The sequence below is a fragment of the Nocardioides sp. SRI_004 genome (genome assembly GCF_057586415.1).
This window is the reverse complement of record NZ_JBYCZV010000010.1, coordinates 46,530-69,884: the sequence shown is the minus strand read 5'-3', so window position 1 is coordinate 69,884 and position 23,355 is coordinate 46,530. Positions and strand designations below refer to the sequence as shown.

Annotated in this window: 24 protein-coding genes and 1 tRNA gene; 15 read left to right on the top strand and 10 right to left on the bottom strand. The window is 72.7% G+C overall.

The features are described 5' to 3' along the window. The first annotated feature begins 49 nt into the window (after positions 1–49). Positions 50–703 (top strand): phosphate signaling complex protein PhoU, encoded by a 654-nt coding sequence (gene phoU / locus AC2YHB_RS15095; protein ID WP_036550994.1) that lies wholly within the window; start codon positions 50–52, stop codon positions 701–703. A 70-nt stretch (positions 704–773) separates the two neighbouring features. Here the strand turns inward: phoU and AC2YHB_RS15090 are convergent, their stop codons facing one another. Then, the gene (locus AC2YHB_RS15090; protein ID WP_487354230.1) at positions 774–2,231 is read right to left on the bottom strand and encodes an MFS transporter; all 1,458 of its coding nucleotides are present in this window, start codon (positions 2,229–2,231) and stop codon (positions 774–776) included. A gap of 108 nt (positions 2,232–2,339) precedes the next feature. Between AC2YHB_RS15090 and AC2YHB_RS15085 the strand changes: the two genes are divergently transcribed. Beyond that, positions 2,340–2,903, top strand: coding sequence for a TetR/AcrR family transcriptional regulator (locus tag AC2YHB_RS15085; RefSeq protein ID WP_242530344.1), 564 nt, complete (start codon positions 2,340–2,342; stop codon positions 2,901–2,903). A 137-nt stretch (positions 2,904–3,040) separates the two neighbouring features. Here the strand turns inward: AC2YHB_RS15085 and AC2YHB_RS15080 are convergent, their stop codons facing one another. The 3 genes from AC2YHB_RS15080 to AC2YHB_RS15070 form a co-directional block, all read right to left on the bottom strand. Further along, entirely contained in the window at positions 3,041–3,787 is a 747-nt protein-coding gene (locus AC2YHB_RS15080) for a phosphoglyceromutase (RefSeq protein WP_036550997.1), read from the bottom strand. Next, complete coding sequence (locus AC2YHB_RS15075) at positions 3,787–4,422, bottom strand: copper chaperone PCu(A)C (RefSeq protein ID WP_179648018.1); 636 nt, start codon at positions 4,420–4,422, stop codon at positions 3,787–3,789. The genes AC2YHB_RS15080 and AC2YHB_RS15075 overlap by 1 nt, the downstream gene beginning before the upstream one ends. A 92-nt stretch (positions 4,423–4,514) precedes the next feature. Beyond that, on the bottom strand, positions 4,515–5,588 hold the full coding sequence (locus AC2YHB_RS15070) for a UbiA family prenyltransferase (protein ID WP_179648017.1): 1,074 nt from the start codon (positions 5,586–5,588) through the stop codon (positions 4,515–4,517). A 275-nt stretch (positions 5,589–5,863) separates the two neighbouring features. Here AC2YHB_RS15070 and AC2YHB_RS15065 point away from each other — a divergent pair, with 275 nt between their 5' ends. Both AC2YHB_RS15065 and AC2YHB_RS15060 read left to right on the top strand, forming a co-directional pair. Beyond that, positions 5,864–6,349: a CarD family transcriptional regulator gene (locus AC2YHB_RS15065; RefSeq protein ID WP_028654642.1), complete on the top strand. Its 486-nt coding sequence runs from the start codon at positions 5,864–5,866 to the stop codon at positions 6,347–6,349. Between the two features lie 65 nt (positions 6,350–6,414). Then, positions 6,415–7,023, top strand: coding sequence for a glycosyltransferase family protein (locus AC2YHB_RS15060; RefSeq protein ID WP_036550999.1), 609 nt, complete (start codon positions 6,415–6,417; stop codon positions 7,021–7,023). A gap of 59 nt (positions 7,024–7,082) precedes the next feature. On the opposite strand, the gene AC2YHB_RS15055 is transcribed toward AC2YHB_RS15060, so the two are convergent. Next, positions 7,083–7,784 (bottom strand): IspD/TarI family cytidylyltransferase, encoded by a 702-nt coding sequence (locus AC2YHB_RS15055; protein WP_179648015.1) that lies wholly within the window; start codon positions 7,782–7,784, stop codon positions 7,083–7,085. A gap of 113 nt (positions 7,785–7,897) precedes the next feature. On the opposite strand from AC2YHB_RS15055, the gene nirD reads away from it, so the two are divergent. Continuing rightward, positions 7,898–8,272, top strand: coding sequence for a nitrite reductase small subunit NirD (gene nirD / locus AC2YHB_RS15050; RefSeq protein WP_036551001.1), 375 nt, complete (start codon positions 7,898–7,900; stop codon positions 8,270–8,272). Between the two features lie 23 nt (positions 8,273–8,295). On the opposite strand, the gene AC2YHB_RS15045 is transcribed toward nirD, so the two are convergent. Next, complete coding sequence (locus tag AC2YHB_RS15045) at positions 8,296–9,249, bottom strand: alpha/beta fold hydrolase (RefSeq protein WP_487354229.1); 954 nt, start codon at positions 9,247–9,249, stop codon at positions 8,296–8,298. A gap of 91 nt (positions 9,250–9,340) precedes the next feature. After that, positions 9,341–9,832, bottom strand: a complete 492-nt coding sequence (ispF, locus tag AC2YHB_RS15040; RefSeq protein ID WP_487354228.1) for a 2-C-methyl-D-erythritol 2,4-cyclodiphosphate synthase — start codon at positions 9,830–9,832, stop codon at positions 9,341–9,343. Between the two features lie 31 nt (positions 9,833–9,863). Here ispF and AC2YHB_RS15035 point away from each other — a divergent pair, with 31 nt between their 5' ends. The 8 genes from AC2YHB_RS15035 to AC2YHB_RS15000 all read left to right on the top strand — a co-directional run bounded on the left by AC2YHB_RS15035 (position 9,864) and on the right by AC2YHB_RS15000 (position 18,134). Beyond that, positions 9,864–11,402: a molybdopterin-dependent oxidoreductase gene (locus AC2YHB_RS15035; protein ID WP_487354227.1), complete on the top strand. Its 1,539-nt coding sequence runs from the start codon at positions 9,864–9,866 to the stop codon at positions 11,400–11,402. Between the two features lie 2 nt (positions 11,403–11,404). After that, positions 11,405–12,139 (top strand): SDR family oxidoreductase, encoded by a 735-nt coding sequence (locus tag AC2YHB_RS15030; RefSeq protein WP_179652003.1) that lies wholly within the window; start codon positions 11,405–11,407, stop codon positions 12,137–12,139. Between the two features lie 46 nt (positions 12,140–12,185). Further along, positions 12,186–13,580 carry a cysteine--tRNA ligase gene (cysS, locus tag AC2YHB_RS15025; RefSeq protein WP_487354226.1) on the top strand — a complete coding sequence of 465 codons (1,395 nt, stop codon included), beginning with the start codon at positions 12,186–12,188 and terminating at the stop codon, positions 13,578–13,580. A gap of 77 nt (positions 13,581–13,657) precedes the next feature. Then, positions 13,658–14,626: a 23S rRNA (guanosine(2251)-2'-O)-methyltransferase RlmB gene (gene rlmB, locus AC2YHB_RS15020; protein WP_036551006.1), complete on the top strand. Its 969-nt coding sequence runs from the start codon at positions 13,658–13,660 to the stop codon at positions 14,624–14,626. 13 nt (positions 14,627–14,639) lie between these two features. Further along, entirely contained in the window at positions 14,640–16,190 is a 1,551-nt protein-coding gene (locus tag AC2YHB_RS15015) for a metallophosphoesterase (protein ID WP_487354225.1), read from the top strand. A gap of 9 nt (positions 16,191–16,199) precedes the next feature. Next, positions 16,200–17,348, top strand: a complete 1,149-nt coding sequence (locus AC2YHB_RS15010) for an acyl-CoA dehydrogenase family protein (protein WP_487354224.1) — start codon at positions 16,200–16,202, stop codon at positions 17,346–17,348. 90 nt (positions 17,349–17,438) lie between these two features. After that, the gene (locus tag AC2YHB_RS15005; protein WP_487354223.1) at positions 17,439–17,957 is read left to right on the top strand and encodes an LppU/SCO3897 family protein; all 519 of its coding nucleotides are present in this window, start codon (positions 17,439–17,441) and stop codon (positions 17,955–17,957) included. A 98-nt stretch (positions 17,958–18,055) separates the two neighbouring features. Further along, positions 18,056–18,134 (top strand) — tRNA-Gln (locus AC2YHB_RS15000). Between the two features lie 61 nt (positions 18,135–18,195). Here the strand turns inward: AC2YHB_RS15000 and AC2YHB_RS14995 are convergent. Beyond that, entirely contained in the window at positions 18,196–20,151 is a 1,956-nt protein-coding gene (locus tag AC2YHB_RS14995; protein WP_487354222.1) for a fibronectin type III domain-containing protein, read from the bottom strand. Between the two features lie 168 nt (positions 20,152–20,319). Between AC2YHB_RS14995 and AC2YHB_RS14990 the strand changes: the two genes are divergently transcribed. After that, entirely contained in the window at positions 20,320–21,297 is a 978-nt protein-coding gene (locus AC2YHB_RS14990; RefSeq protein WP_179648009.1) for a hypothetical protein, read from the top strand. A 32-nt stretch (positions 21,298–21,329) separates the two neighbouring features. Here AC2YHB_RS14990 and AC2YHB_RS14985 read toward each other — a convergent pair whose 3' ends face one another. After that, positions 21,330–22,346 carry a hypothetical protein gene (locus tag AC2YHB_RS14985; RefSeq protein ID WP_487354221.1) on the bottom strand — a complete coding sequence of 339 codons (1,017 nt, stop codon included), beginning with the start codon at positions 22,344–22,346 and terminating at the stop codon, positions 21,330–21,332. A 77-nt stretch (positions 22,347–22,423) separates the two neighbouring features. On the opposite strand from AC2YHB_RS14985, the gene AC2YHB_RS14980 reads away from it, so the two are divergent. After that, positions 22,424–23,080 (top strand): enoyl-CoA hydratase-related protein, encoded by a 657-nt coding sequence (locus tag AC2YHB_RS14980; RefSeq protein WP_179648007.1) that lies wholly within the window; start codon positions 22,424–22,426, stop codon positions 23,078–23,080. A gap of 3 nt (positions 23,081–23,083) precedes the next feature. Here AC2YHB_RS14980 and AC2YHB_RS14975 read toward each other — a convergent pair whose 3' ends face one another. Next, on the bottom strand, positions 23,084–23,263 hold the full coding sequence (locus AC2YHB_RS14975) for a DUF5999 family protein (RefSeq protein WP_179648006.1): 180 nt from the start codon (positions 23,261–23,263) through the stop codon (positions 23,084–23,086). Positions 23,264–23,355 lie beyond the last annotated feature (92 nt).

Below are 23,355 nucleotides of genomic sequence, written 5' to 3'. Positions count from 1 at the left end.
GTTCACCGGGCACCGCCTGCGCGACACCTCGCGACCGTAGTCTCGCACCATGCGTGATGCGTACACCGTCGAGCTCGACGCCATCTTCGAGGACCTGGCCGGCATCAGCCGCCAGGTCCGGACGGCCGTCAAGGACGCGACCCAGGCCCTGTTGACCGGCGACTCCTCGATCGCCGAGAGGGTCATCAGCGAGGACGCCCAGATCGACAGCGCCCGCGAGAAGGTCGAGGAGAACGCGTTCAGCCTGCTCTCCCTGCAGCAGCCGGTCGCCGGCGACCTGCGCACGGTCGTCGCCGCGCTGCGGATGGTCGCCGAGCTCGAGCGGATGGGCGACCTGTCCGTCCACGTCGCCAAGATCGCCCGGCTGCGGGTCCCGGACATCGCCATCCCCGCCGAGGTCCGTCCGACCGTCGAGCGGATGGCCACCGTCGCCGAGGACATGGTCGCCCGGGTGACCGACGTGATCGCCGGCCGCGACGTCGAGGCCGCCATCGCGCTGGGCCGCGACGACGAGGAGATGGACCAGCTGCGCCGCCGCAGCTTCACCGAGCTGCTCAGCGACGACTGGAGCCACGGCGTCGAGGCCGCGGTCGACATCGCCCTGCTCGGCCGCTACTACGAGCGGATCGCCGATCACGCCGTGTCCGTCGCCAATCGCGTCGTCTTCGTGGTCACCGGCCACAACCCGGCCCCGGCTGCCTGATCCTCCACCGACACACGGAGCGGCCCGCCCCGGGAGGGGCGGGCCGCTCTGCTCGTCGTGCGGCGGGGCCTCAGGCCGCCTCCGCGTCCACCGCCGCCCGCTCCGGGACCGGTACGACGACCGCGCGCGGCCGGGCCAGCAGGGAGGCGGCGCTGGCGAGGCCGATCGCGGCGATGACCGACGCCGCGGCGAAGCCGGCGTGCGCCCCGACGAGGAAGTCGCCCGCCACGCCGTGCGAGGCGAAGACCGACGCGATGACGGCCAGGCCGACCGCGCCGCCGAGCTGCTGCATCGTCTGCAGCAGGCCCGAGGCGGCACCGGCGTGCTCCGGCTCGACGCCCTGCAGCGCGAGCGAGGTGATCGGCATGAAGCTGCCGCCCATGCTCAGGCCCATCACGAGCAGGGCCGGGAAGACGCCGGTCCAGTAGCCCGTCGTGGCGTCGATCTGGTTGAGGAACACGAAGCTGCCGAGCACGCCGACCGCGCCGGCGACGATGATCGGCGGCTGCCGGAACCGGGCCACCAGGCGGGGCGTGATCCGCGACATGGTGAACACGCTGAGCGGGATCGGCAGGAACGCGAAGCCGGTCTGCAGTGGGCCGTAGCCCAGGTCCTCCTCGAAGTACTGGACCATCAGGAAGAACGTGGCCAGCATGCCGCCGTACAGCGCGGCCATGGTGACCAGGGTGGCGACGCGGGTCCGGCTGCGGAGCAGGCCCAGGCGCAGCAGCGGGTGGCTGTGGCGCGCCTCGGTGACGAGGAGGACGACGACCAGCGCCGCGGCGAGGACGAAGCCGCCGATGGACGCGGCCGATCCCCAGCCGTGCTCGGGCGCCTTGATGAGCGTCCAGACGAGGGCGACGGCGGCGCCGGTGGCGCTGATGGCGCCGACGACGTCGAAGCGGCCGGGGCGGCGGGGCGTGTCCGCCACGTGGCGACGGACCGTCAGGAGGACGGCGAGGCCGATCGGCACGTTGATGAACAGCGTCCAGCGCCAGGAGAGCAGGTCGGTCAGGACGCCGCCGAGCAGCATGCCGAGTGCGGCGCCACCGGACGAGACGGCCGTGAACAGCGCGAGCGCCCGGTTGCGGGCCGCCTCGTCGCGGGCGCTGGTGGTGATCAGGGCCAGCACCGACGGCGCGGCGATCGCGGCGCCCACACCCTGCAGGGCGCGGGCGGCGACGAGCATCCACGGCTCGGTGGCGAGGCCGCCGAGGAGCGAGAAGAGGGTGAAGACCGCGAGCCCGATCCAGAAGACCGAGAGGCGGCCGAGGACGTCGCCCAGCCGGCCGCCGAGCAGCAGCAGGCCGCCGAAGGCGAGGGCGTAGCCGTTGAGGACCCACGACAGCGACGCGGCGCCGAAGTTCAGGTCGGTGGCGATGTGGGGGAGGCCGACGTTCATGACGGCCGAGTCGAGCACCAGCATCAGCTGGGCGAGGAGGACGATGTAGATGCCCGCGGCGGTGGTCGTCCGGGCGGTTGCCCGGGGTGCCGCGGCGGGCGGCGTGGTGGTTGCTGAAGAAGACAAGGGTGATGTCCTGTTCTGGCCTGGAAGGTCGAGGTAGGCTTTAGCGGAGGATGACTCCGGTTAGTCCTCAACGATACGGAGGGTGTCTCCGTTTAGCAAGGGAGATGGGTGAATTCGTTGCGCGCCGACGCCGTACGCAACCGTGAGCGGATCGCGGACATCGCCCGCAAGCTGTTCCGCGAGAAGGGCTTCGACGCCGTCTCGATGGACGAGGTCGCCAAGAGCGCCGGGGTCGGCGTCGGCACCCTCTACCGCCACTTCCCGACCAAGGAAGCCCTCTACGACGCCGCCATCCAGGCCTGGGTCGAGACCGTGACGGCCGCCGCCGACACCGCCCTCGCCGGAGACGGCACCCCGCGCGACCGCCTGCTGGCGTGGTTCGAGTCCTACGTCGAGTTCCTCACCCGCCACAAGGGCGCCGCCTGGCGGATCACCAGCGCGCTCGGCGACGAGGGCTCACCCTTCGCGGCGAAGTGCCGCACCTACCTCAACGCCAACCAGCGGGTCATCGACGCGCTGGCCGGGGAGGGCGCCCTGCGCGGGGACGTCGACGCGATGCAGCTGTGCCGGCTGGTCGGCGGAGTCGCCGCGGTCGTCGACAACAGCGAGCTGGAGCCCGCCGCGGCGAACGCGATGCTCGCGGTCGTGGCGGACGGGGTGCTGGCGGGCTGACGGTGGGAGTTTCACCGGCCGGCCGGTGAAACTCATGGTTGGACGACGAAGTTTCATCGTCCAAGCGTGAGTTTCGTCGTCCAAGCGCGCCAGTTTCACCGGTCGGCCGGTGAAACTGGCACGAAGCGTCAGACGGGTCAGCGACCCTGATTGGCCACGGCAGCAGCAGCCGCGGCGGCAGCCTCCGGGTCGAGATAGCGGCCACCGGGGACGGTGGGCGCCAGGGTGTCCTCGTCGAGCTCGTAGACCAGCGGCATCCCGGTGGGGATGTTGAGGCCGGCGATGTCGGCGTCGCTGATCTGGTCGAGGTGCTTCACGATCGCCCGCAGGCTGTTGCCGTGGGCGGCGACGAGCACCGTGTGGCCGGCGCGCAGGTCGGGCACGATACCGGCGTCCCAGTAGGGGAGCAGGCGGTCGATGACCTGCTTGAGCGCCTCGGCGCGGGGCATCTCGTCACCGAGGTCGGCGTAGCGGGGGTCGCCCACCTGGGAGTACTGGTCGTCATCGGCCAGGTCCGGCGGCGGGACGTCGAAGGAGCGGCGCCAGAGCATGAACTGCTCCTCGCCGTACTCCTCGCGCACCTGCGCCTTGTCCTTGCCCTGCAGGGCGCCGTAGTGGCGCTCGTTGAGGCGCCAGGAGCGCCGCACCGGGATCCAGTGGCGGTCGGCGGCGTCGAGCGCGAGGGCGGCGGTGTTGATCGCGCGGCGCTGCAGCGAGGTGTGGACGACGTCCGGCAGGAGGCCGGCCTCCTTGAGGAGCTCGCCGCCGCGGACGGCCTCGCCGCGACCCTTCTCGGTCAGCGCGACGTCGACCCAGCCGGTGAAGAGGTTCTTGGCGTTCCACTCGCTCTCGCCGTGGCGGAGCAGCACGAGGGTGAAGGTCATCAGTGCGCACCCTCGGGGGCCGGCGCGACGTCGGCGCAGTTGAAGGTGGCGTCGCCGCCCTCCTCCTCGTGGCTCTCGCCCGCGTGGGCCTCTTCCTCGGCGCCGGCCTCGGCGGCCTCGCCCTCGGTGTCCTCCGACTCGGCGGCCTCGGACTGGGCGGCTTCGGGCGTCGGCACCTGGGTGTACTGGAAGCAGTTCTTGACGACCGGTACGTCGAGGCTGGCCGTCTCGCCGGTGCTGAACGTCAGGTCGAGGGAGATCACGTCACCGGCGGTGAAGTCGCCGGTGAGGTCGATCGGGTCGACGTTGGCGAGGTTGACCGTGCCGCGGCCCGCGACCTCGATGGCCTTGAAGTCGGCGGCCCGGGCGGTGCCGTCGGGGGACGAGACGGACTCGAGCGACGCGTCGTCGTCGTAGTTGTTGGACAGGGCGCCGATCAGGCGGCCCTCACCCTTCGCGGTGGCGAGCACCCGGATGCCGAGCGCGTCGACGGAGTGGTCGCGGTTGTTCGCGCCCGCGGCGATCGTGTTCACCCGGTCGGTGGGGTAGTCGAAGCCGCAGGACGAGAGCGTCGCGGCAGCAGGCACGAGGGCCAGCAGGAGTCCGGCGATCGCGGTCGGGCGCAGGTGGGGCATGTCGGCAGGCCTCCGCTGGTCTGTCGTGGTCGGCCGCCGGGCGGCCGGTGGAACCGGGTGAGCGGCCACACTCTAGCGGTCCGGGATGGCCGCTACTTGCTCAGGCCGACCTTGGCGCCCATCACCGCGATCAGGATCGCGACGATCGCGGTGTAGACCGTCGACAGCGCCAGCAGCCGGGTCGCGCCCAGCTTCAGTCCCAGCTTGAGCGGCAGGTAGGTCCAGCCGTCCTCGTGGTCGGCCACCAGGCCCCACACCGCGCGCATGAAGTGGACGCCGATGCCGAGCAGGGCGGCGAGGACGAGGATGACCGGCTCGGGCGGGTTGCCCTCCGCCTGGCCGCCCCAGCCGCCGAACGACAGGTAGGCCGGAAGCAGTGCGTACGACGCCGCCCACGACCACCACGAGAAGAAGCCCGTGCGCAGCACGACGTTGCCGAGCAGGCCGACGGCGACCGAGGCGAGGTAGAGGCAGCCGGCCTTGATGCCGGTCGTGATCGCGAGCGGGACGAGCAGCAGTGCGGCGACGAAGAGGGCGTACCAGAGCGTCTCGGTGGAGATCCGCCCCATCGCGACGGGCTTGCCGGTCAGGCCGTGGGCCTGGTCGCGCTGCCGGTCGACGATGTCGTTGTGCCAGCCGAGGATGGTCTGGCCCACCAGCACGGTGAGCAGCACGACGGCGGTCTCGCGTGCCGGACGACCGGAGACGGCGGCGGCGAGGCCCATCGCGAGCGCGGTGGTGATGGCCTGCTTGGCGTGCGCCGCCTGGAGCAGCTGGACGGCGAGCAGCCCGCCGCCGAACCGGCTGTCCGTCGCGCTCGGCAGGAGCGGTCGGCCGTCCTCGGGCAGCTCGTCGAGCTCGTCGTCGAGATCCTCGTCCAGCTCCTCGTCCAGCTCCTCGACATCATCGTCCAGGTCCTCGAGGTCCTCGTCGCTCTCGGCGGCGGGGTCGAGGTCGACGTCCGGCTCGGCCGGGTCGGGCTCCTCGACGAGCTCGACCTCACCGACCTCGTCGACCTCACCGGCCTCACCGGCCTCATCGACCTCACCGGCCTCGTCGGCGGGGTCGACGTCGAGCTCCTCGTCGGTGTGCTCGTCGACCTCCGCGTCCGGGCCTGTTCCCTCCCCGGCAGAGCGACTGCGCTTCCAGCGCTGCATCCTTGCCATGGCGAGCAGTATTGACCACCGGCCGCCCGCATGGGCGCGGGCCCGCCGATCGGGCCGCCAATCCCACACGCCCGCCGGATCGCCGGCCCGGGGGCGGCCGTCGTACCCCTGTCGGGTGATCTGTCCCACAGGCCGACGGTGCCCGGGACGCACACCTCACCCGGGTTGTCAAGCCACCGTTGCCGCCCCGATTGCCGTGCTGACCTGCGCAAACGCTTTCTGGTGAGCCGTTGGGGCGTGGTAGGATAGGTGCCCTAGGAAGGGGTTTTGCTCATATGACTTTCACCGTCGGCGAAACGGTCGTCTACCCCAATCACGGGGCCGCTGTCATCGAGAACATCGAGATGCGGACGATCAAGGGCCAGGAACGGCAGTACCTCGTGCTTCGGATTGTCGCCCAGCAGGACCTCGTGGTCCGTGTGCCGGCCGACAACCTCGATCTCGTGGGTGTTCGGGATGTCGTGGACAAGGACGGGCTGGACCGGGTCTTCGGGGTGCTCCGCGCGGAGCACGTCGAGGAGCCGACCAACTGGTCGAGGCGCTACAAGGCGAACCTCGAGAAGCTCCACAGTGGCGACGTCATGAAGGTGGCCGAGGTCGTGCGCGACCTGTGGCGCCGCGAGCGCGACCGCGGCCTGTCCGCGGGTGAGAAGCGGATGCTGGCCAAGGCGCGCCAGATCCTCGTCTCCGAGCTCGCCCTGTGCGAGAACACCAACGAGGACAAGGCCGAGACCATCCTCGACGAGGTGCTCGCCAGCTAGTTCGGGTCGAGCGACCTGAGGCACCTCCTCGCCAACCATCGAAGGCGTCATACGGTGGGACTCTGATGAGCCCCGAACCGTATGACGCCTTCGACATTTCCGTCCCCGCCGCCGGGGTGGTCGTCGATGAGGGCCGTGGCGCCCTTCCGTTCCACCTGATCCACGGCGAGTCCCTGGTCGCCACCGCCGCCTGGGCGGCCGGCGAGGCCGGGATCGACCTCGTCGACCTGACCGTGGCCTGGTCGGTGCTCGCCGAGCGCGGCGACGCCCTCGTGCTGCACGACCCGCTGTGCCCGATGACGCCACCGGCCTTCCTCGCCTCCTGTGCGGACCGGGCCGCCGTCGAGGACCGGGTCGTCGTCGGCGTACGGCCGGTCACCGACACCGTGAAGGAGGTCGCGCCCGGGGCAGGTGGCGACGTCCTCGGCGCGACCGTCGACCGCGACGGACTGGTCATGGTCTGCTCGCCCGTCGTGCTGCCGCCGGCGGTCGTCGTCGACCTCCTCGGCGACGGGGAGGACCTGCCGTCGACCGACTTCGTCGCGTTGGTGGGCCTGCTGCGGGAGCGGTACGGCGACGAGCGGGTCCTGCTCGTCGAGGCCCCGCCCGAGGCCCGCCGCGTCGGCTCGGACGACGACATCGCGCTTCTGCAGGCCCTGACCGACCCTCGCTGAGCGGTAGTCCCGGGTCAAAAGCACCAGAATTCGGCGAGATCCGGTGCTTTGGCCCGGGACTACCCCAGCAGGCGCTCGGCGACCGGGAGGTCCTCGGCGAAGGTGACCTTGAGGTTGCGGGCACTGGACGGCACGGCCCGGATCGCCAGGTCCGCGCCGGGTGCGAACTCGGCGAAGGCAGCGGCGGTGTCGGTGCCCTCGAAGCCGGTAGCGCTGGCCGCGGCGTAGGCCGCCAGCAGCGGGGCCGCGCGGAACGCCTGCGGGGTCTGCACGCCGGCGAGCCGTGCCCCGGTGCCGCCCGCCGGTCCCGGGGAGCGGGGGAGCAGGCCCGGCAGGTCGAACGCGGGTACGGCGCCGCCGTGCTCGCGCGCGACGGCGATCGCCTCCTCGAACAGCTCGACCCCGGCCAGCGGGCGGGCGCCGTCGTGGATCGCGACCACGTCGACCGCGCCCGCGGCGACCCGGGGCGCGAGCAGGTCGAGCGCAGCCTGCTCGGAGGCCTGGCGGGTGGCGCCGCCGTCGATCAGCAGGACCTCGCGCTCCTCGACGACCGGTTGCACGGCCGCCGCCACCAGCGCCCGCTCGCCGGGCCGGCACACGACGACGACGGGGTCGACGCCGGGCACCTCCAGGGCGGTGCGGACGGACCGGGCGATGAGCGGCTCCCCCCGCAGGGGCAGCAGGATCTTGTTGACTTCGGCGCCGACCCGGGAGCCGCTGCCCGCGGCGAGCACGACGACGGCGGCGGTGGGAGTCGGCACGGGCGAAGCCTAGCGAGGACCGGTCGACGGCCGGCCGCGGCCGAGAGCACCTGTTTTCACGCCCGTTACACGGCGAAACGTCGCTGAGAACAGTCGCCGCCTACGTTCGCTGCATGACGGGACGCCCGGGCCACCGCGCCGCGGAGGAGTGGCAGCCGGTCTGCCGGATGGCCGAGCTGGAGGTCGATCGCGGTGTGACCGCGCTGGTGCACGGACAGGCCATTGCGATCTTCCGTACCGGTGACGACGCGGTCTACGCGCTCGGCAACCACGATCCGTTCGCGCGGCACACCGCCGGCGGGATCTCACGCGGCATCGTCGGCCGGCGGGGGGAGACCCCGTTCGTCGCGTCCGTGGCCCACCGCCACGCCTTCGACCTGCGCAACGGGCGCTGCCTCGACGACCACCACGTGACCGTCCCGGCGTATGACGTCAAGGTGGTCGAGGGCGTCGTACTCATCGGCAGCCGGAAGGTCCCCGCGGCCTGAGACCCGGACCGGTTCAGGCCGGATCAGGCGCGGGCGTGGTGCTTGCCGCGCGGCGCCTTGCGCTCGCTGGACGGCTGAGCGGCGGCACGGGCCAGCGCCCGGTCGACGAGCACGCAGAGCTCGTCGGAGACCAGCTCACGCCGCTCGAACGGCAGGTAGTGGCCCGCGTCGGGGGCGACGAGGAGCCGGGCCCCGCGGATGCCCTGGGCGATCTTGCCGGCGTGCTCGGGCGGGGTGAGCAGGTCGCGGCTGCCCACCAGCACGGTGGCCGGGACGTCGTCGAAGGCCGCGAGGTTGCCGATCCGGTCGTGCTCCATCATGTCCCTGAAGAAGCCCGCCATCGTCTCGGGCGGGGTGTGCACGAGCTGGTCGACGACGTGGCCGACGTCGCGCGGGCGCGCCGGGCGCCCGAACAGGAACCGCTTGGTGACCTGGCGCTCGATGACGGGGTACTTCTCGCGCCGGCTGAGGCTGAGCATCCGCGCCCGGTTGGCGAGCACGAACGGGAGCCGGTCGCGCAGCAGGGCGCCGGCCGCGGCCGGCAGGCCGAGGGTGACCTTCGAGAGCTCGCCGCTGGTGGTGCTGACGAAGAGCACGCCCACGATGCGCGGCATCAGGTCCGGCCGCTCCTCGGGGATGGCCGTGATGGTCATGCCGCCGACCGAGTGGCCGGCGACGACCAGCGGGCCCTGGGGTGCGTAGGTGTCGACGACGAGGCCGAGGTCGCGGGCGAGGTGCGGGATCGTCAACTGCGCCTCGGGCGCGCGGTCGGAGCGGCCGTGCCCGCGGTGGTCCCACGTGATCAGCCGGATGTCGTGGCCGTAGCGGGCGAGCAGGTCGGTGACCTGGTAGTGCCAGTCCGACTCCTCGGCGGTCCAGCAGTGCGACAGCAGCACGGTCAGCGGGGCGTCATCACGCCCGCGCACGGTCACGTGGATGCGGAGCCCGTCCTCGGTGATCACGTTGCGGTCGCTCATGCGGTCCCCCTCGACGTCGGTGTCGGAGGACCAGCCTGCCACGCCGCCCGCCGCCTGCGACAGCGTGTCGCAGGTCAGGACGCCGACGCCCCTACGACGACAGCAGCGCCGTCGCGATCGCGGCGACGCCTTCGCCGCGCCCGGTGAGGCCGAGCCCGTCCGTCGTGGTCGCCGACAGCGACACCGGCGCGCCCAGGACGCCCGACAGGGCCGCCTGGGCCTCGGCCCGGCGGGGACCGACCTTCGGCCGGTTGCCGATGACCTGGACGGCGACGTTGACGATCCGGAAGCCGGCGGCCTCGACCCGCCGGCGGGTCTCCCCGAGCAGGGCCGCGCCGCTGGCGCCGGACCACTCCGGCTCCGCCGTACCGAAATTGCTGCCGAGGTCGCCCAGCCCGGAGGCCGACAGCAGGGCGTCGCAGGCGGCGTGGGCGGCGACGTCGGCGTCCGAGTGGCCCTCCAGGACGACGTCCTCGTCGGGCCACTGGAGGCCGCCGAGGGCGAGGGGAGGGGCACCCGCGGCGCGCGGGACGAGACGGTGGACGTCGGAGCCGATCCCGACGCGCAGCCCGGTGGTGTTCACGCGCCGATCATGCCTGAGGAAGAATCGGGGTGTGAGGACCTCCCGTGCCTGGTGGGCACTGTCCGGCCTGGTGGCCGGCGCGCTCGGTCTGGCGATGAGCTATGCCGCCGCGGCACTGCTGCACGTGCGGGAGTCGCCGGTCGTCGCGGTCGCCGAGGGATTCACGGCCCTCACGCCCGGCGCCGTCGTGAAGTGGGCGATCAACACCTTCGACCGCGACGACAAGAAGGTGCTGATCGTCGGCATCCTGCTCTTCCTCGCCGTGGCGTTCGCGCTGCTCGGCCGCCTCGCCCGTCGGCGCTGGTGGGCGGCCGTCGCCGGGTACGCCGTGCTGGCCGGGATCGCCGTCGTCGCCGTGGCCACCAAGCCGACGCCCTCGCCCATCGACTTCGCGCCGGTCGTCGTCGGCCTCCTGGTCTGGGTGGTCGCGCTCGCGGTGCTCGCCGAGTGGCTGCGCAACTGGGAGGTCGTCGAGGAGGACGACCCGGCGGCCGAGCCGGCCCACACCCGTCGCCACTTCTTCGTCGCGATCGGCGGTGCGGCCGCGCTGGCCGCGGCCGCCGGCCTGGTCGGCCGGGTCGCGGGCAGTGCGCGGCGACGGGCGGAGGAGAGCCGCCGCCTGCTGCGGATCGAGGGTGTCACCGCGCCGGCCGTCCCGGACGGCGTCGCGTTCGACATCGAGAACGTGCCGCCCTGGCAGACGCCGAGCGAGGACTTCTACCTGATCGACACGACCTTCATCAAGCCCGCCATCGAGCCCGCTGACTGGTCCCTGCGCATCCACGGCATGGTCGACAAGGAGATCACGCTGACCTACGCGGACCTGGTCGAGCGTGAGCTCACCCAGGACTGGATCACCCTCAACTGCGTGTCCAACGAGGTCGGCGGCAACCTGATCGGCAACGCCTGGTGGAGCGGCGTCCGGCTGGCCGGGCTGCTCGCCGAGGCCGGTCCGCAGGAGGGCGCCGACGCGGTGCTCCAGACCTCCGAGGACGGCTGGACCTGCGGCACCCCGCTCGCCGCGCTCACCGACCGCAGCCGCAACGCGATGCTGGCCGTCGCGATGAACGGCGAGCCGCTGCCGATCGAGCACGGCTTCCCCGTCCGCACGATCGTGCCGGGCCTCTACGGCTACGTGTCGGCCACCAAGTGGGTCGTCGACATGGAGGTCACCCGCTTCGACGACATCACGGCGTACTGGACCGACAAGGGCTGGGCCGAGCAGGGGCCGGTCAAGATCGCCTCGCGCATCGACCTCCCGCACGACGGCGACGACGTCCGGGCCGGCGAGCTCCTCTGCGCCGGCACCGCCTGGTTGCAGCACACCGGCATCTCCGGCGTCCAGGTCCAGGTCGACGGCGGGCCCTGGCAGGACGCCGAGCTCGCGACGACCCCCAACGTCGACACGTGGGTCCAGTGGCGCGTGACCGTCCGGGTCGACGAGGGCGACCACCGGATCCGGGTCCGCGCCATCGACCTCGACGGCCAGGTGCAGACCGGCGCCGTCGCCGACGTGCTGCCCGACGGTGCGACCGGCTGGCACACCATCGACGTCACCGCGAAGGGATGAGGATGCAGGACTTCACCGACCGCGACGGTGGCGCCCTCGTCGTCGGCGGCTCGGGCGGTCTCGGCCGCGCGATCGCCGAGCTGCTCGAGGAGCGCGGCGCCCGGGTCGCGGTGACGCACCGCTCCCGTCCCGTCGACATCGGGGTGGCGTCGTACGGGCTCGACCTGGCGGAGACGGCCGAGGTGCCGCGGGTCGTCGGCCACGCCGCCGCCGAGCTCGGTGGCCTCCACACGGTCGTGTACGCCGCCGGCCCGCACGTGCCGATGGTCCACCTCTCCCGCGTGGCGCCGGCCGACATGGCGACCCAGCTCGCCGTCGACGCCGCCGGCTTCTTCGCCGTCGCGCACGCGGCGCTGCCGTTCCTGCGCGAGTCGCGGGGCTCGCTCACCGCCGTGACCACCGCCGCGACCACCCGCTTCCCGATCCGCGACGGCCTCTCCGCGGCGCCCAAGGCGGCCGTCGAGGCGCTGGTGCGCGGGCTCGCCGTGGAGGAGGGCCGCTACGGCGTACGGGTCAACGCCGTCGGTCCCGGCATGCTGACCGACGGCATGGCCGAGCGGCTGATCAGCAGCGGCGAGCTGGACGAGCGCGCGCTCGAGGTCACCCGCGGCAACATCCCGCTGCGCACCTTCGGCTCGGCGGCCGACATCGCCGAGGCCGTGTGCTTCCTCGCCTCGCCCCGCGCGGGCTTCATCACCGGGCAGAAGCTGGACGTCGACGGCGGCTACGGCTGCTGAGCCTGACGATGCGCGACTGACCCCGCCGGATCCCTAGACTTGCCGGGTGAGCATCCGGCTGTACGACACCGCGACCCGCGAAGTCCGCGACTTCGTGCCCCTTGTGGACGGCAAGGTCGGTCTCTACGTCTGCGGCCTGACGGTGCAGAGCGAGCCCCACGTCGGGCACGTGCGCTCCGCGGTGAACTTCGACGTGCTCCAGCGGTGGCTGCGCCACCGGGGCTTCGAGGTCACGTTCATCCGCAACATCACCGACATCGACGACAAGATCCTCACGAAGTCGGCCGAGCAGGGACGGCCCTGGTACAACCTCGCCTATGCGATGAAGATCGAGCTCGACAAGGCGTACGCCGCGCTCAACGTCGCGCCGCCGACCTACGAGCCGGCCGCCACCGGGCACATCCCCGAGATGATCGTCCTCATCGAGCGGCTCATCGAGCGCGGCCACGCCTACCCGGCGGAGGACGGCTCCGGTGACGTCTACTTCGACGTCCGGTCGTGGCCGTCGTACGGCGAGCTGACCCACCAGGGCGTCGACGACATGGAGCCCGCGGCCGACGCCGACCCGCGCGGCAAGCGCGACCCGCGCGACTTCGCCCTCTGGAAGGGCCGCAAGGACTCCGAGCCGGAGACCGCGAGCTGGCCGAGCCCGTGGGGCCGCGGCCGCCCGGGCTGGCACATCGAGTGCTCCGCGATGGCCGGCAAGTACCTCGGCGACGCGTTCGACATCCACGGTGGCGGCGTCGACCTGCGCTTCCCGCACCACGAGAACGAGCAGGCGCAGTCCCGGGCCGCGGGCGGCGCCTTCGCGTCGTACTGGATGCACAACGCGTGGATCACCACGGCCGGCGAGAAGATGAGCAAGTCGCTCGGCAACACGCTCTCCATCCCGGCGATCCTCGAGCGCTACCGCGGCGCCGAGCTGCGCTTCTACGTCGTGGCGGCGCACTACCGCTCGCACGTGGAGTTCTCCTTCGACGCCCTCGACGAGGCCGCCGTGGGCTACCGCCGCATCGAGGCCTTCCTCGACCGTGCCGGTTCGCCCGAATCCGGCGACCTGCCGGAGGCCTTCGCCGCGGCGATGGACGACGACCTCGGTACGCCGGCAGCCGTCGCCGTCCTCTACGACACCGTGCGCGAGGGCAACCGCCAGCTCGCCGCCGGCGAGGACGCCACCGCGACCGCGGGCGCGGTCGCCGCGATGCTCGACGTGCTCGGCGTGCACCCGGCCGACCCCGCGTGGGCCGGCACCGGTGGCTCCGACAGCGAGGAGCGGCTCACCGCGGCCGTCGATGCCCTCGTCGCCGGACTGCTCGAGGAGCGCACCCAGGCGCGCGCCGACAAGGACTGGGCGCGCGCGGACGCGATCCGCGACCGCATCAAGGCGGCCGGCATCGAGGTCACCGACACCCCCGACGGACCCACCTGGACGGTGAGCTGACATGACTGGGGCCTCGATTCGCCCGTCGCTCGTCCCTCGCGGCGGGCTACTCGACCACCGAGAGCAAGGACACTGACGTGGCTGGCAATTCCTCCCGCAAGGGCGCGATCCGCAAGTCGAGCAAGAGGCCGCAGGCCGGGTCCGGTGGGCAGGTCCGCCGCGGACTCGCCGGCAAGGGGCCGACGCCGAAGGCGACCGAGCGCGAGTACCACAAGGCGCACAAGATCGCGCAGGCCAAGAAGGCCGCGGAGGCCAAGCGCGGTCGTGGCGGCTCGCGCCGCAAGCCCGGCGACGCCGAGTGGATCGCCGGGCGCAACTCCGTGCTCGAGGCGCTGCGCGAGCGCGTGCCCGTCACCTCGGTGTACGTCGCCGAGGGCGCCGAGCGCGACAACCGGCTCCGCGAGGTGTTCAAGCTCGCCGCCGAGCACGGCGTCGGCCTGCTCGAGGTCAGCCGCGGCGAGCTCGACCGGCTCACCGACGGCGCGGTCCACCAGGGCCTCGCCGCAAAGATCCCGGCCTACGAGTACGCCCACCCCGACGACCTGCTGGAGCTGGCGGCCGAGGCGGGGCAGGCGCCCCTGGTCGTCGTCCTCGACTCGATCACGGACCCGCGCAACCTCGGGGCGATCGTCCGCAGCGCGGCCGGCTTCGGTGCCCACGGCGTGGTGATCCCCGAGCGGCGCGCGGCCTCGATGACGGCGGCGGCGTGGAAGACGTCGGCCGGTGCGGCCGCGCGCTGCCCGGTCGCGCAGGCGGTCAACCTCACCCGGCAGATCCAGGCCTACCAGGAAGCCGGCTGCTTCGTCGTCGGCCTGGCCGCCGACGGCGACCTGACCCTCCCGGAGCTGGTCGCCGACGCCGACCTCGCCAACGGTCCGCTCGTGGTCGTGGTCGGCTCCGAGGGCGACGGCCTCTCGCGCCTGGTGTCGGAGAACTGCGACCGCCTGCTCTCGATCCCGATGGCCGGCGTGCTCGAGTCGCTCAACGCCGGCGTCGCCGCCTCGGTCGCGCTGTACGCCATCTCCGAGGCCCGCGCTCGCCGCTGACCGGTCCGGCCCGATGACGCGCGCGTCGCTGCTCCGCCTGCTGGGGATCGTCCTCGGTGTGCTGGGCTGGGCCGTGCTGGCGCTCGCCATCGCCGCGGTCATCTTCACCGGCAGCGAGCGCACCATCGACCTCGCCAGCCACGAGGCGACGATCAGTCCCGACTTCTCGGGCGAGGTCGTGCTGCGCACCGGCCCGGTCCTGCCCGACCTGCGCGCCCCGTCGGGATCGCGCCTCGGCCTGGACATCGAGCTCGGCAAGACCGACACGACGTCGCTCCAGGAGCTCACCGCGCGGTACGCCGCCATCGCGTCCCAGCCGGAGGGCCAGGTCGCGGTGGTGGTGCGCTCGGTGCGCACGATGGCAGTGGCCGCCCTCCTCCAGGGCGCCGTGCTGGCGGCCCTGCCGTTCGCGCTGTGGCTCCTGGTCGGTGGGGAGCGGCGCCGGGCCCTGGTCGCGCAGCTGCCGTCGGCGCGGGGCGTCATCGCGGTGCTCGTCGTACTGCTGCTCCTCGTGGTGCTCGTCGCGCCACTCACCTGGGGTCGCCACGACCCACTGCCCGAGCGGTGGATCTCGCTGTCCGAGTACGTCGGCGACGAGATCCCCCTCCCCGACGAGGCCCGTGACGTCGAGATCATGGGCGACGCCACGACGGAGGAGACCAAGCGCCTGGTCGCCAGCGCGGTCAGCAGCTACCAGCAGGGGCAGGCGTTCTACTCGAAGGCCGCGGACGACGCCGCCGACCTCGACCTGCGCGAGCCGGGGGACGACGAGAGCGTCGCCGTGCTGGTCTCCGACCGCCACCTCAACGTCGGCATGGACGCCGTGGCGCGCGCGATCGCGGACCGGGCGGGCGCGACGGCGGTCCTCGACGCGGGCGACGACACCTCGACGGGGGAGCGCTGGGAGGCCTTTTCCCTCGACTCCGTCTCGGCCGCCTTCGACGACCTCGACGAGCGCTGGGCGGTCGCGGGCAACCACGACAACGGCACCTTCGTCCGCAGCCACATGAGCCAGCTCGGCTGGCGCTACTTCGACGGCGAGGTCCTCGACGGCCCCGGTGGGTCGCGGATCCTCGGCGTCGACGACCCGCGCTCCAGCGGACTGGGCAACTGGCGCGACGAGAAGGGCCTGACCTCGGCCGAGGTCGCCGAGCGGCTCACCGACGCCGTGTGCGCCGCCGACGAGGACGGCGACCGGGTGAACACCCTGCTCGTCCACGACGCCGACTTCGGCGACCAGGCCCTCGAGCGGGGGTGCGTCGACCTCGTCGTCGGTGGCCACGTCCACGTCGAGGAGGGACCCACCGCCGTCACCGCGACCGACGGGCGGGTGGGCTGGACCTACACGGTCGGTACGACGGGCGGGGCGGCGTACGCCATCGCCATCGGCAGCAAGCTGCGGCGGGCCGCGAACCTCGCCCTGATCACCTATCGCGACGGCCGTCCCGCCGGCATCCAGTCGGTCACCCTCCAGACCAACGGCCGCTACGACGTGGGGGAGTGGACCGAGCTCACCTACGGGTCACCCACGGACGAGGGTGCCGCCCCCAGCCAGCGCGACTAGGTTGCTCGCATGGCCACCACCGTCGACCGTCTGCTGCCCACCGAGGAGGCCGAGGAGCTGCTCGCCCTCGCCCGGGAGATCGCCACGAAGGAGCTCGCGCCGCAGGTCGCGGAGGCCGAGGAGGCCGCGGTGTTCCCCGAGGCGGCCTACCGGCTGCTGGGCAAGTCGGGCCTGCTGAGCCTGCCCTTCGACGAGGAGTACGGCGGCGGGGGCCAGCCCTACGAGGTCTACCTCCAGGTCGTCGAGGAGATCGCCACGGCCTGGCCGAGCGTGGGCGTCGGCACCAGCGTGCACGCCCTGACCGCGACCGTCGTCGCGGCCAACGCCTCGGCCGAGGTGCGCGACGCCTGGCTGCCGCGGATGCTGTCCGGCGACTGGCTCGGCGCCTACTGCCTGTCCGAGCCGCAGGCCGGCTCCGACGTGAGCGGCATCCGCACGGCCGCCGTCCGCGACGGCGACGACTACGTCCTCAAGGGCACCAAGCAGTGGATCTCCAACGGGTCCTGCGCCGACTACTACATCCTCTTCGCCCGCACGTCCGAGGACCCGAAGCGCGGCCTGTCCGCATTCGTCGTGCCCGACGGCACCGCCGGGATGAGCTTCGGTGCCCCCGAGAAGAAGATGGGCCTGCACTGCGACGTCACCACGCAGGTCCTCTTCGGCGGCGCCCGGGTCCCCGCCGGCCAGCTCGTCGGCGAGGAGGGCGCGGGCATGCGGGTGGCCCTGTCGGCGCTCGACGCGGGCCGGCTCGGCATCGCCGCCGTCGCCACCGGGATCGCCCAGGGCGCGCTCGCCTACGCGGTGGAGTACGCCAAGGAGCGCGAGCAGTTCGGCCGGCCGATCGGCGAGTTCCAGGGCATGCAGTTCCTGCTGGCCGACATGGCGGCGGAGGTGGAGCGCGCGCGGGCGTCGTACCTCCACGCGGCGCGGCTCAAGGACGCCGGCCGCCCGTTCTCCCGGCAGGCCTCGATCGCCAAGCTCACCGCCACCGACGCCGCGATGCGGGTCACGACCGACGCCGTGCAGGTGCTCGGCGGCAACGGCTACACCCGCGAGTACCCCGTCGAGCGGATGATGCGCGACGCCAAGGTCACCCAGATCTTCGAGGGGACCAACCAGATCCAGCGCATGGTTATCGGACGTGATCTCCTCAAGTGAGTTTGGCGAGCCCTCTCCGTGGGAGGGTGATCCTGAAAATTCGCTGAGGGTGACTCGGGACCTCCCCACCATCCCCTGAAAGGGAATCTCATGGCACAGCTCGGGAAGGGCCTTCTCGGCCGTCTCGTCGGAGCGGGCGTTGCGATCCTCGTCGCGGTCGGCATCGGTCTCGTGGTGAACAAGGTCCAGGAGAAGGACGCCGAGGGCGACGCGCCCAAGGTCGGCGAATGCGTGAACATGACGGGCTCGAGCGTGAGCGCCAACCACGAGGAGATCAGCTGCGACGACGCGCTGGCGACGTACAAGATCGTCAGTGACGACGGCAAGTGTGGTGAGACCGAGCTGAACTACACGATCTCGCTCGGTACCGAGGACACGGGCAACGTCGCCGACCTCTGCCTGGCCCTCAACGCGGCCAAGGGCGACTGCTTCCAGGAGAGCGGCGTGACCAGTCCCGCCAAGAAGGTCGAATGCGCCGCCACCAAGGGCGAGGCGTCAACGGTCAAGGTGGCGAGTGTCGGCAAGTCCGGCGGCAAGTGCGCCAACCCCGCTCAGCCGTGGGAGTTCGAGAAGCGCAACATCCTGCTCTGCCTGGCGCCGAACGCCTGACGGGCTCGCGTCGTACCGGACGCAATGGCCGTGGATCCGGGTGATCCGGAACCACTTGGTCTGGTACGACGCGAGCACCCTAGGCTGGGCTCCTGCAATCCCCGGTTGGTCTGCCGGCAGGGCCCGCCTGACTTTGAATCAGGACAAGCGACGTAGGTTCGACTCCTACCCGGGGAGCTCGGCTCCTGGCCGGACGTGGCCCCCGGGTGGGGGGCCACGTCTCGTCGCCTCGGTCAGGTCAGCGCTTGACGGCACCGGTCGGGGCACTCGTCCTCGACAGCGTGCGGTAGCCGGCCTTCGAGCCGGTGACCACGACGCGGATCCGCTGGCCGACCACGGCGCGGGTCGGTCGGTAGGACCGGGCCGTCGCGCCCGGGATGGTGCGACCGTTGGCCGTCCAGCGGTAGGTGAGCCGGGTGCCGGCGGTCCAGGTGCCCACCGCGGCGCTCAGCGTGCGGCCCACCTTGGCCGTGCCACTGATCACCGGGGTGCGGCCGGCGAGGGTGCCGAGGGCCACTGTGGTGCTGAAGGCGCTGGTCACCGTGGCCGGTACGGCGCCGCTCAGCTCACCCGTGACGGACACCTTGATCCGCCGACCGGCCTGGGCCGCGCCGACCGTCAGGGTGGAGGACCGGCCGAGCACCTGGCCGGCACTGTTGCGCCACTCGTACGAGAGCGTCGTGCCCGCCGGCCAGGCGCCAGTGGTCCGCACCGAGAGCCGCGACCCGACCGCGACGTTGCCGGACACCGACACGGCGCTCGGAGCGGCCACGGCCGTCGGGGCGGTCCAGGTCGTGGTCGCCGGGGCGCTGGTGAAGGCGCCGTTCGTGGTCGCCACGCTCAGGGTGTAGGTGTGCCCGGGCAGCAGGCCGCTGAGCTCCTCCTCGGTCAGGAAGGTCTCGCTGGTGACCGGCTCACCGCCGGCCTGGTCCTGGAGGGAGATCCGGTAGGTCACCGAGTCCTCCGTGGCGCCCCCGGTGCCGGCAGCCGCGGTCCAGGAGGCCAGGAGGGTGCCGGCGTCCCACTCGGAGGTCGTGGCCGCGAGTCCGGTCGGCGCGGGCGGAGCCTCGAGGGCGTGCAGCTTCTTGGTGGTCGACAGCGTCTCGCCCGTGTCGGGGTCGGTGACGTCGTGGTCCATGGCGGCGTAGAGACGCCCGCTGGGATCGACGGTGGCGAGGGAGACCCAGCCGCTTCCCCCGAGGCTGGCGGCCGGAGCCGGGTCGTCCTCCGTGTACGACGTGAGCCGGTCGACGTCGTAGGCCGAGACGCCGGTGCCGGGGAGGTAGACCGTCCCGCCGTCGGGCGAGACCGCGACGGAGAAGACCGGGTAGTCGATCGGGACGTAGAGATCGGTGTCGGGGCCGATGACGTTGAGGCCGTACTCCTGCGGGCCGTCCTCGACGTTGCGGAAGGTGGTCACGTAGACCAGTCCGTTGACCTCGTCGACGTCCATCCCGGTGACGCCCTCGTCGGCGCCACCGTCGGGGCCGAGCACCACCTTCGGGCCGACGACGTCGCCGTCGACCATGCGCAGGGTCGCCTGCGTCCCCTGCCCGACGTAGTCCGAGCCGGCGACGACGACCTGGCTCGACTCGCCGTCGGGGAGGAGTCCGAGACGCTCCGGAGAGATCGAGTCGCCGAGGGAGACCTCGCCGCCGCCGAGCAGCCGCAGGGTCGCGGTGTCGTTCAGCGAGGTGGTGACGTAGGTGTCCGCGCCGTCCGAGGCGACGTCGAAGACGTTGCCGGGGCCGAGGCCGGCCGAGGCGGTCACCGTCATGGTCGCGGTGTCGATCGTCCAGCGGTGGCCGCCGGCCCCGTTCTCGGGGGCCTCCTGGTCCGTACGGGTGCCGATCACCTGGAGCGTGCTGCCGTCGGGGCTGGCGCTGACGGCGGTGGGCCAGGCGCCGGAGCCGAGGGAGATCTTCTCGCCCGAGCCCGCTGCCTCGACGTAGCCGTCGAGCTGGTCGAACTGGTAGTCGCCATCGAGGTCGACACCGACGTAGCCGACGGCGTACAGGTCGTCGGCGGTGGCGACGAGGTCGGTCGGGGTGAAGTCGACCGTCCGGGGGAAGTCGGCGAGGTCGGCGGCGTGGGCCGGCCCGAGGCAGGCGAGGCCGGCGGTGACGACGGCGGCGGTGGCGATGCCCGCGCCGACCCGTCGGGTGCGAGGCAGGTGTGCCCGAGGTACGTGCATGTGTGTTCCTTCGTCCGAGGGCGCTGTCGTGGGCCCGTGCACCGACTCTTTCGGCGCGGACGCCGGAATGTGTGTCCTTATCCGGCCATGGCAGGAAGTGGCCAGCCCGGATCCGGATCGACCGGGTGGGGCACGGCGCCGCCACCACCTCCGTGCCACGATCGACCCATGTCTCACGACCGGTTCGGGCAGGTCGGACAGTCCGCCCTGGACCTGCTCGCCGTCGCGCTGCGGACCCGGGCGGGCACGGTGCCGGAGCTGGCTGCCCTGGCGGTGCGCGAGGAGGCGGTCGTTCGGCACGACCTCGCGCAGCTCGAGGCCGAGGGGTATGTCGTCCTGCGGGGGGACCACCTGCGGTGCGCGGCTCCCGCCGCCGTGGTCGCGGAGGTGGTACGGCGCCGGGCGGACGGCCTCGCCGGCGACCTCGTCGCGGGGCTCGCGGACCTGGCCGAGATCGTCGGACGCCTGCCCTCGCTGGCCGAGGAGTGGGAGACCGCGAATCCCGGCCACCCCGCGTGGGACGTCGAGCTCTTCCACGGTCCCGAGGCGGTCGTCGACCTGTGGCACGCGCGGCAGGCGCGCGAGGTCCTCAGGCGCACCGATGTCGTGCTGCCCGACGCCACGGGCCTCTTCGTCGCGGATCGGGCGATGCAGGAGGTCTGGCACGAGGCCAGCCGGGGCGAGGGCCGGCACGCCCGCGTGATCGCCTCGATCGCGGACGCGACCCACCCCGACGCCCAGGAGCGGCTCGCGCAGGAGTTGGCCGGCGGCGTCCAGATCCGGCTCCTCGCCGACCCGCCCAGCTGGTTCTGGGTGGCCGACGCCACGACGGTCGCGCTCCCGGTGGTGTGGGGCGAGCGGTGGCCGACGTCGGTCATGGCGGTGCGCGACCGCTCGGTCGCGGCCATGGCGGACTGGCTGTTCGAGCGGATGTGGGAGCGCGCGGTCCCGGTGCACAGTGGTGGCGCCGGTTGGCACGCGCTGCTCGCCCTGATGAGCAGCGGCGCGACGCTCGAGGCGGCCTCGCGGGCGCTGGGCCTGTCCGAGCGCACGGGCCGCCGCCGCCTCTCCGAGGCGATGTCGCACTACGGCGTGGGCTCGATGCTCGAGCTGGGCGTCGCCTGGGCGACCGCTCGACCCGACTGAGCCCGAGGCTCGAACCGGTGGCCGGCCGGTGCCTACCCGACGGACTCGTCGAGGATCGCCGCGACCTCCGGGGACGCGTAGAACGGCGCGAGCCGCTCCCGCACGAGGCGCTCCAGGTCGCCGTTGTCGTGGGCGACCGCGACGGCGACCGATGCCATCGAGGTGGCCTGGGCGACGAGCGCGTCGCGGTCGAGGCCGAGGTCGGTGGCGAACGCGGTGGCGGGGTGGTCGCCGTAGATCCGCCAGAACGCCTCGACGAGGGCGTCGGCCAGCGCCAGCACCGGCTCGCTGGTGGCGCCCGAGATGGCGACGTCCTGCAGCAGGCCGGCGGTCTGGTGGACGTCCGTGCGCTTCGCGGCGTCGCGCAGGTGGGGGATCGGGCGGTCGGCGTACAGGTCGTAGACCTCGAGGACGGCGGCCCGTGCCGCCGGGTCCTTGAGGGTCTCGACGAGGACGCGGTTGAGGCGCCGCGTCGCGAAGGTCGCGCCCATCCCGAGGACGCCCTCGATCTGCTTGTCGGCGGCACCGGCGACCACACCGGCCGCCCCCACGCCCAGCGCCACCAAGGCGCCGAGGCCCGGGATCCTCTCCGCCGCGGCCCGGTTCGACTGCAGCACCTCGCCGACGAGGCGGCCGACGAAGCGCGAGGCAAGGCTCGAGGCGAGCGGGCTGGCGCTCACGTCGTCGAGCAGTCGCGCCAGGAGGTCGGTGCGCGAGAGGACCTCCGCGGCGATCCGTTCGACGTCCTCGCGGGAGACCACCTCGCCCAGCGTGTACGACGCCTCGGGGCCGTCGTACACGACGTCGGCGACCATCGTGACGATCGTGCTGGCGCCCGTGCTGGCCGGGACGGTGGCGAGGGCCTCACGGACGATCTGCTTCGCCCGCGCGGCGTCGACGAGGTCGGCCAGGGTGATCCGGGACTCCAGGTCGAGGAGGGCCCGGAGGTCGCGCTCGACCATGCCGGGCAGCTCGTCGCCGGTGAGCCGGCCGACCAGCCAGGCCACCTGGGCGTCGAGGAGGCGATCGGCCAGCGGGGCGTTCGTCATGGGGCGAGGGTAGTGCGCTCCCGGGCCGTTGCCGCCACACTGGGCCAGCCCGACCGGAGGCCACAGGAGGCAATGACATGACCACGCTGGACATCACCGACGGCATCGCGGTGCTCACGATCGGCGACGACGAGAACCGGTTCACCCTCGCCTGGCTGGACGAGGTCGAGGCGGCGCTCGACCGGGTCGTCGAGGCAGGGACGCCGCTGGTGACCACCGGCGGGGGCAAGTTCTTCTCCAACGGGCTCGACCTCGACTGGGCGATGGCGAACCCCGAGGAGTTCGGCGGCTACGCGCAGCGGGTCGAGCGCCTGCTCGCGCGCTTCCTCGCGCTGCCGGTCCCGACCGTGGCGGCCGTCAACGGGCACGCGTTCGGTGCCGGCGCGATGCTCGCGCTCGCGCACGACTGGCGGGTGATGCGGGCGGACCGCGGCTTCTTCTGCCTGCCCGAGGTGGACATCCGGATCCCGTTCACGCCCGGCATGGCGGCGCTGATCCAGGCCCGCCTCACGCCGCGGTCCGCGGTCGACGCGATGACGACCGGCGCGCGCTTCGGCGGGCCCGAGGCCGAGGCTGCCGGGATCGTCGACGCGACGGCCGCCGAGGAGGGCCTGCTGGCCGACGCCGTCGCGCGGGTCGCCCCTCTCCAGGGCAAGGACGTCGCGACGCTCGAGTCGATCAAGTCGACGATGTTCGCGCCGGTGCTCGAGCTGCTCCGGGGGACCTCGGCCTAGCCGTCAGGCCGAGCGGCGCAGCTCCATCGGGCGCCCGTCGGGCGTCAGGTAGGCGCCGTCGTCGAACAGGATCACCCCGTTGCACAGGCGGCACCAGCCCTGCTCGCTGTGGTCGGACGTCACGTGGGCGGTGCAGCAGTCGGCGTCGCCTGCGGACGGGCACTGCGGGCTGTGGTCGCACATCGTCGTGCTCCCTTCGGTCGGTCGGTTGTCTCTCTTCCGTGATACGCCTGATCGGCCGGGATCGCACCCGCTTTCGCCGAACTGTGGAAAGC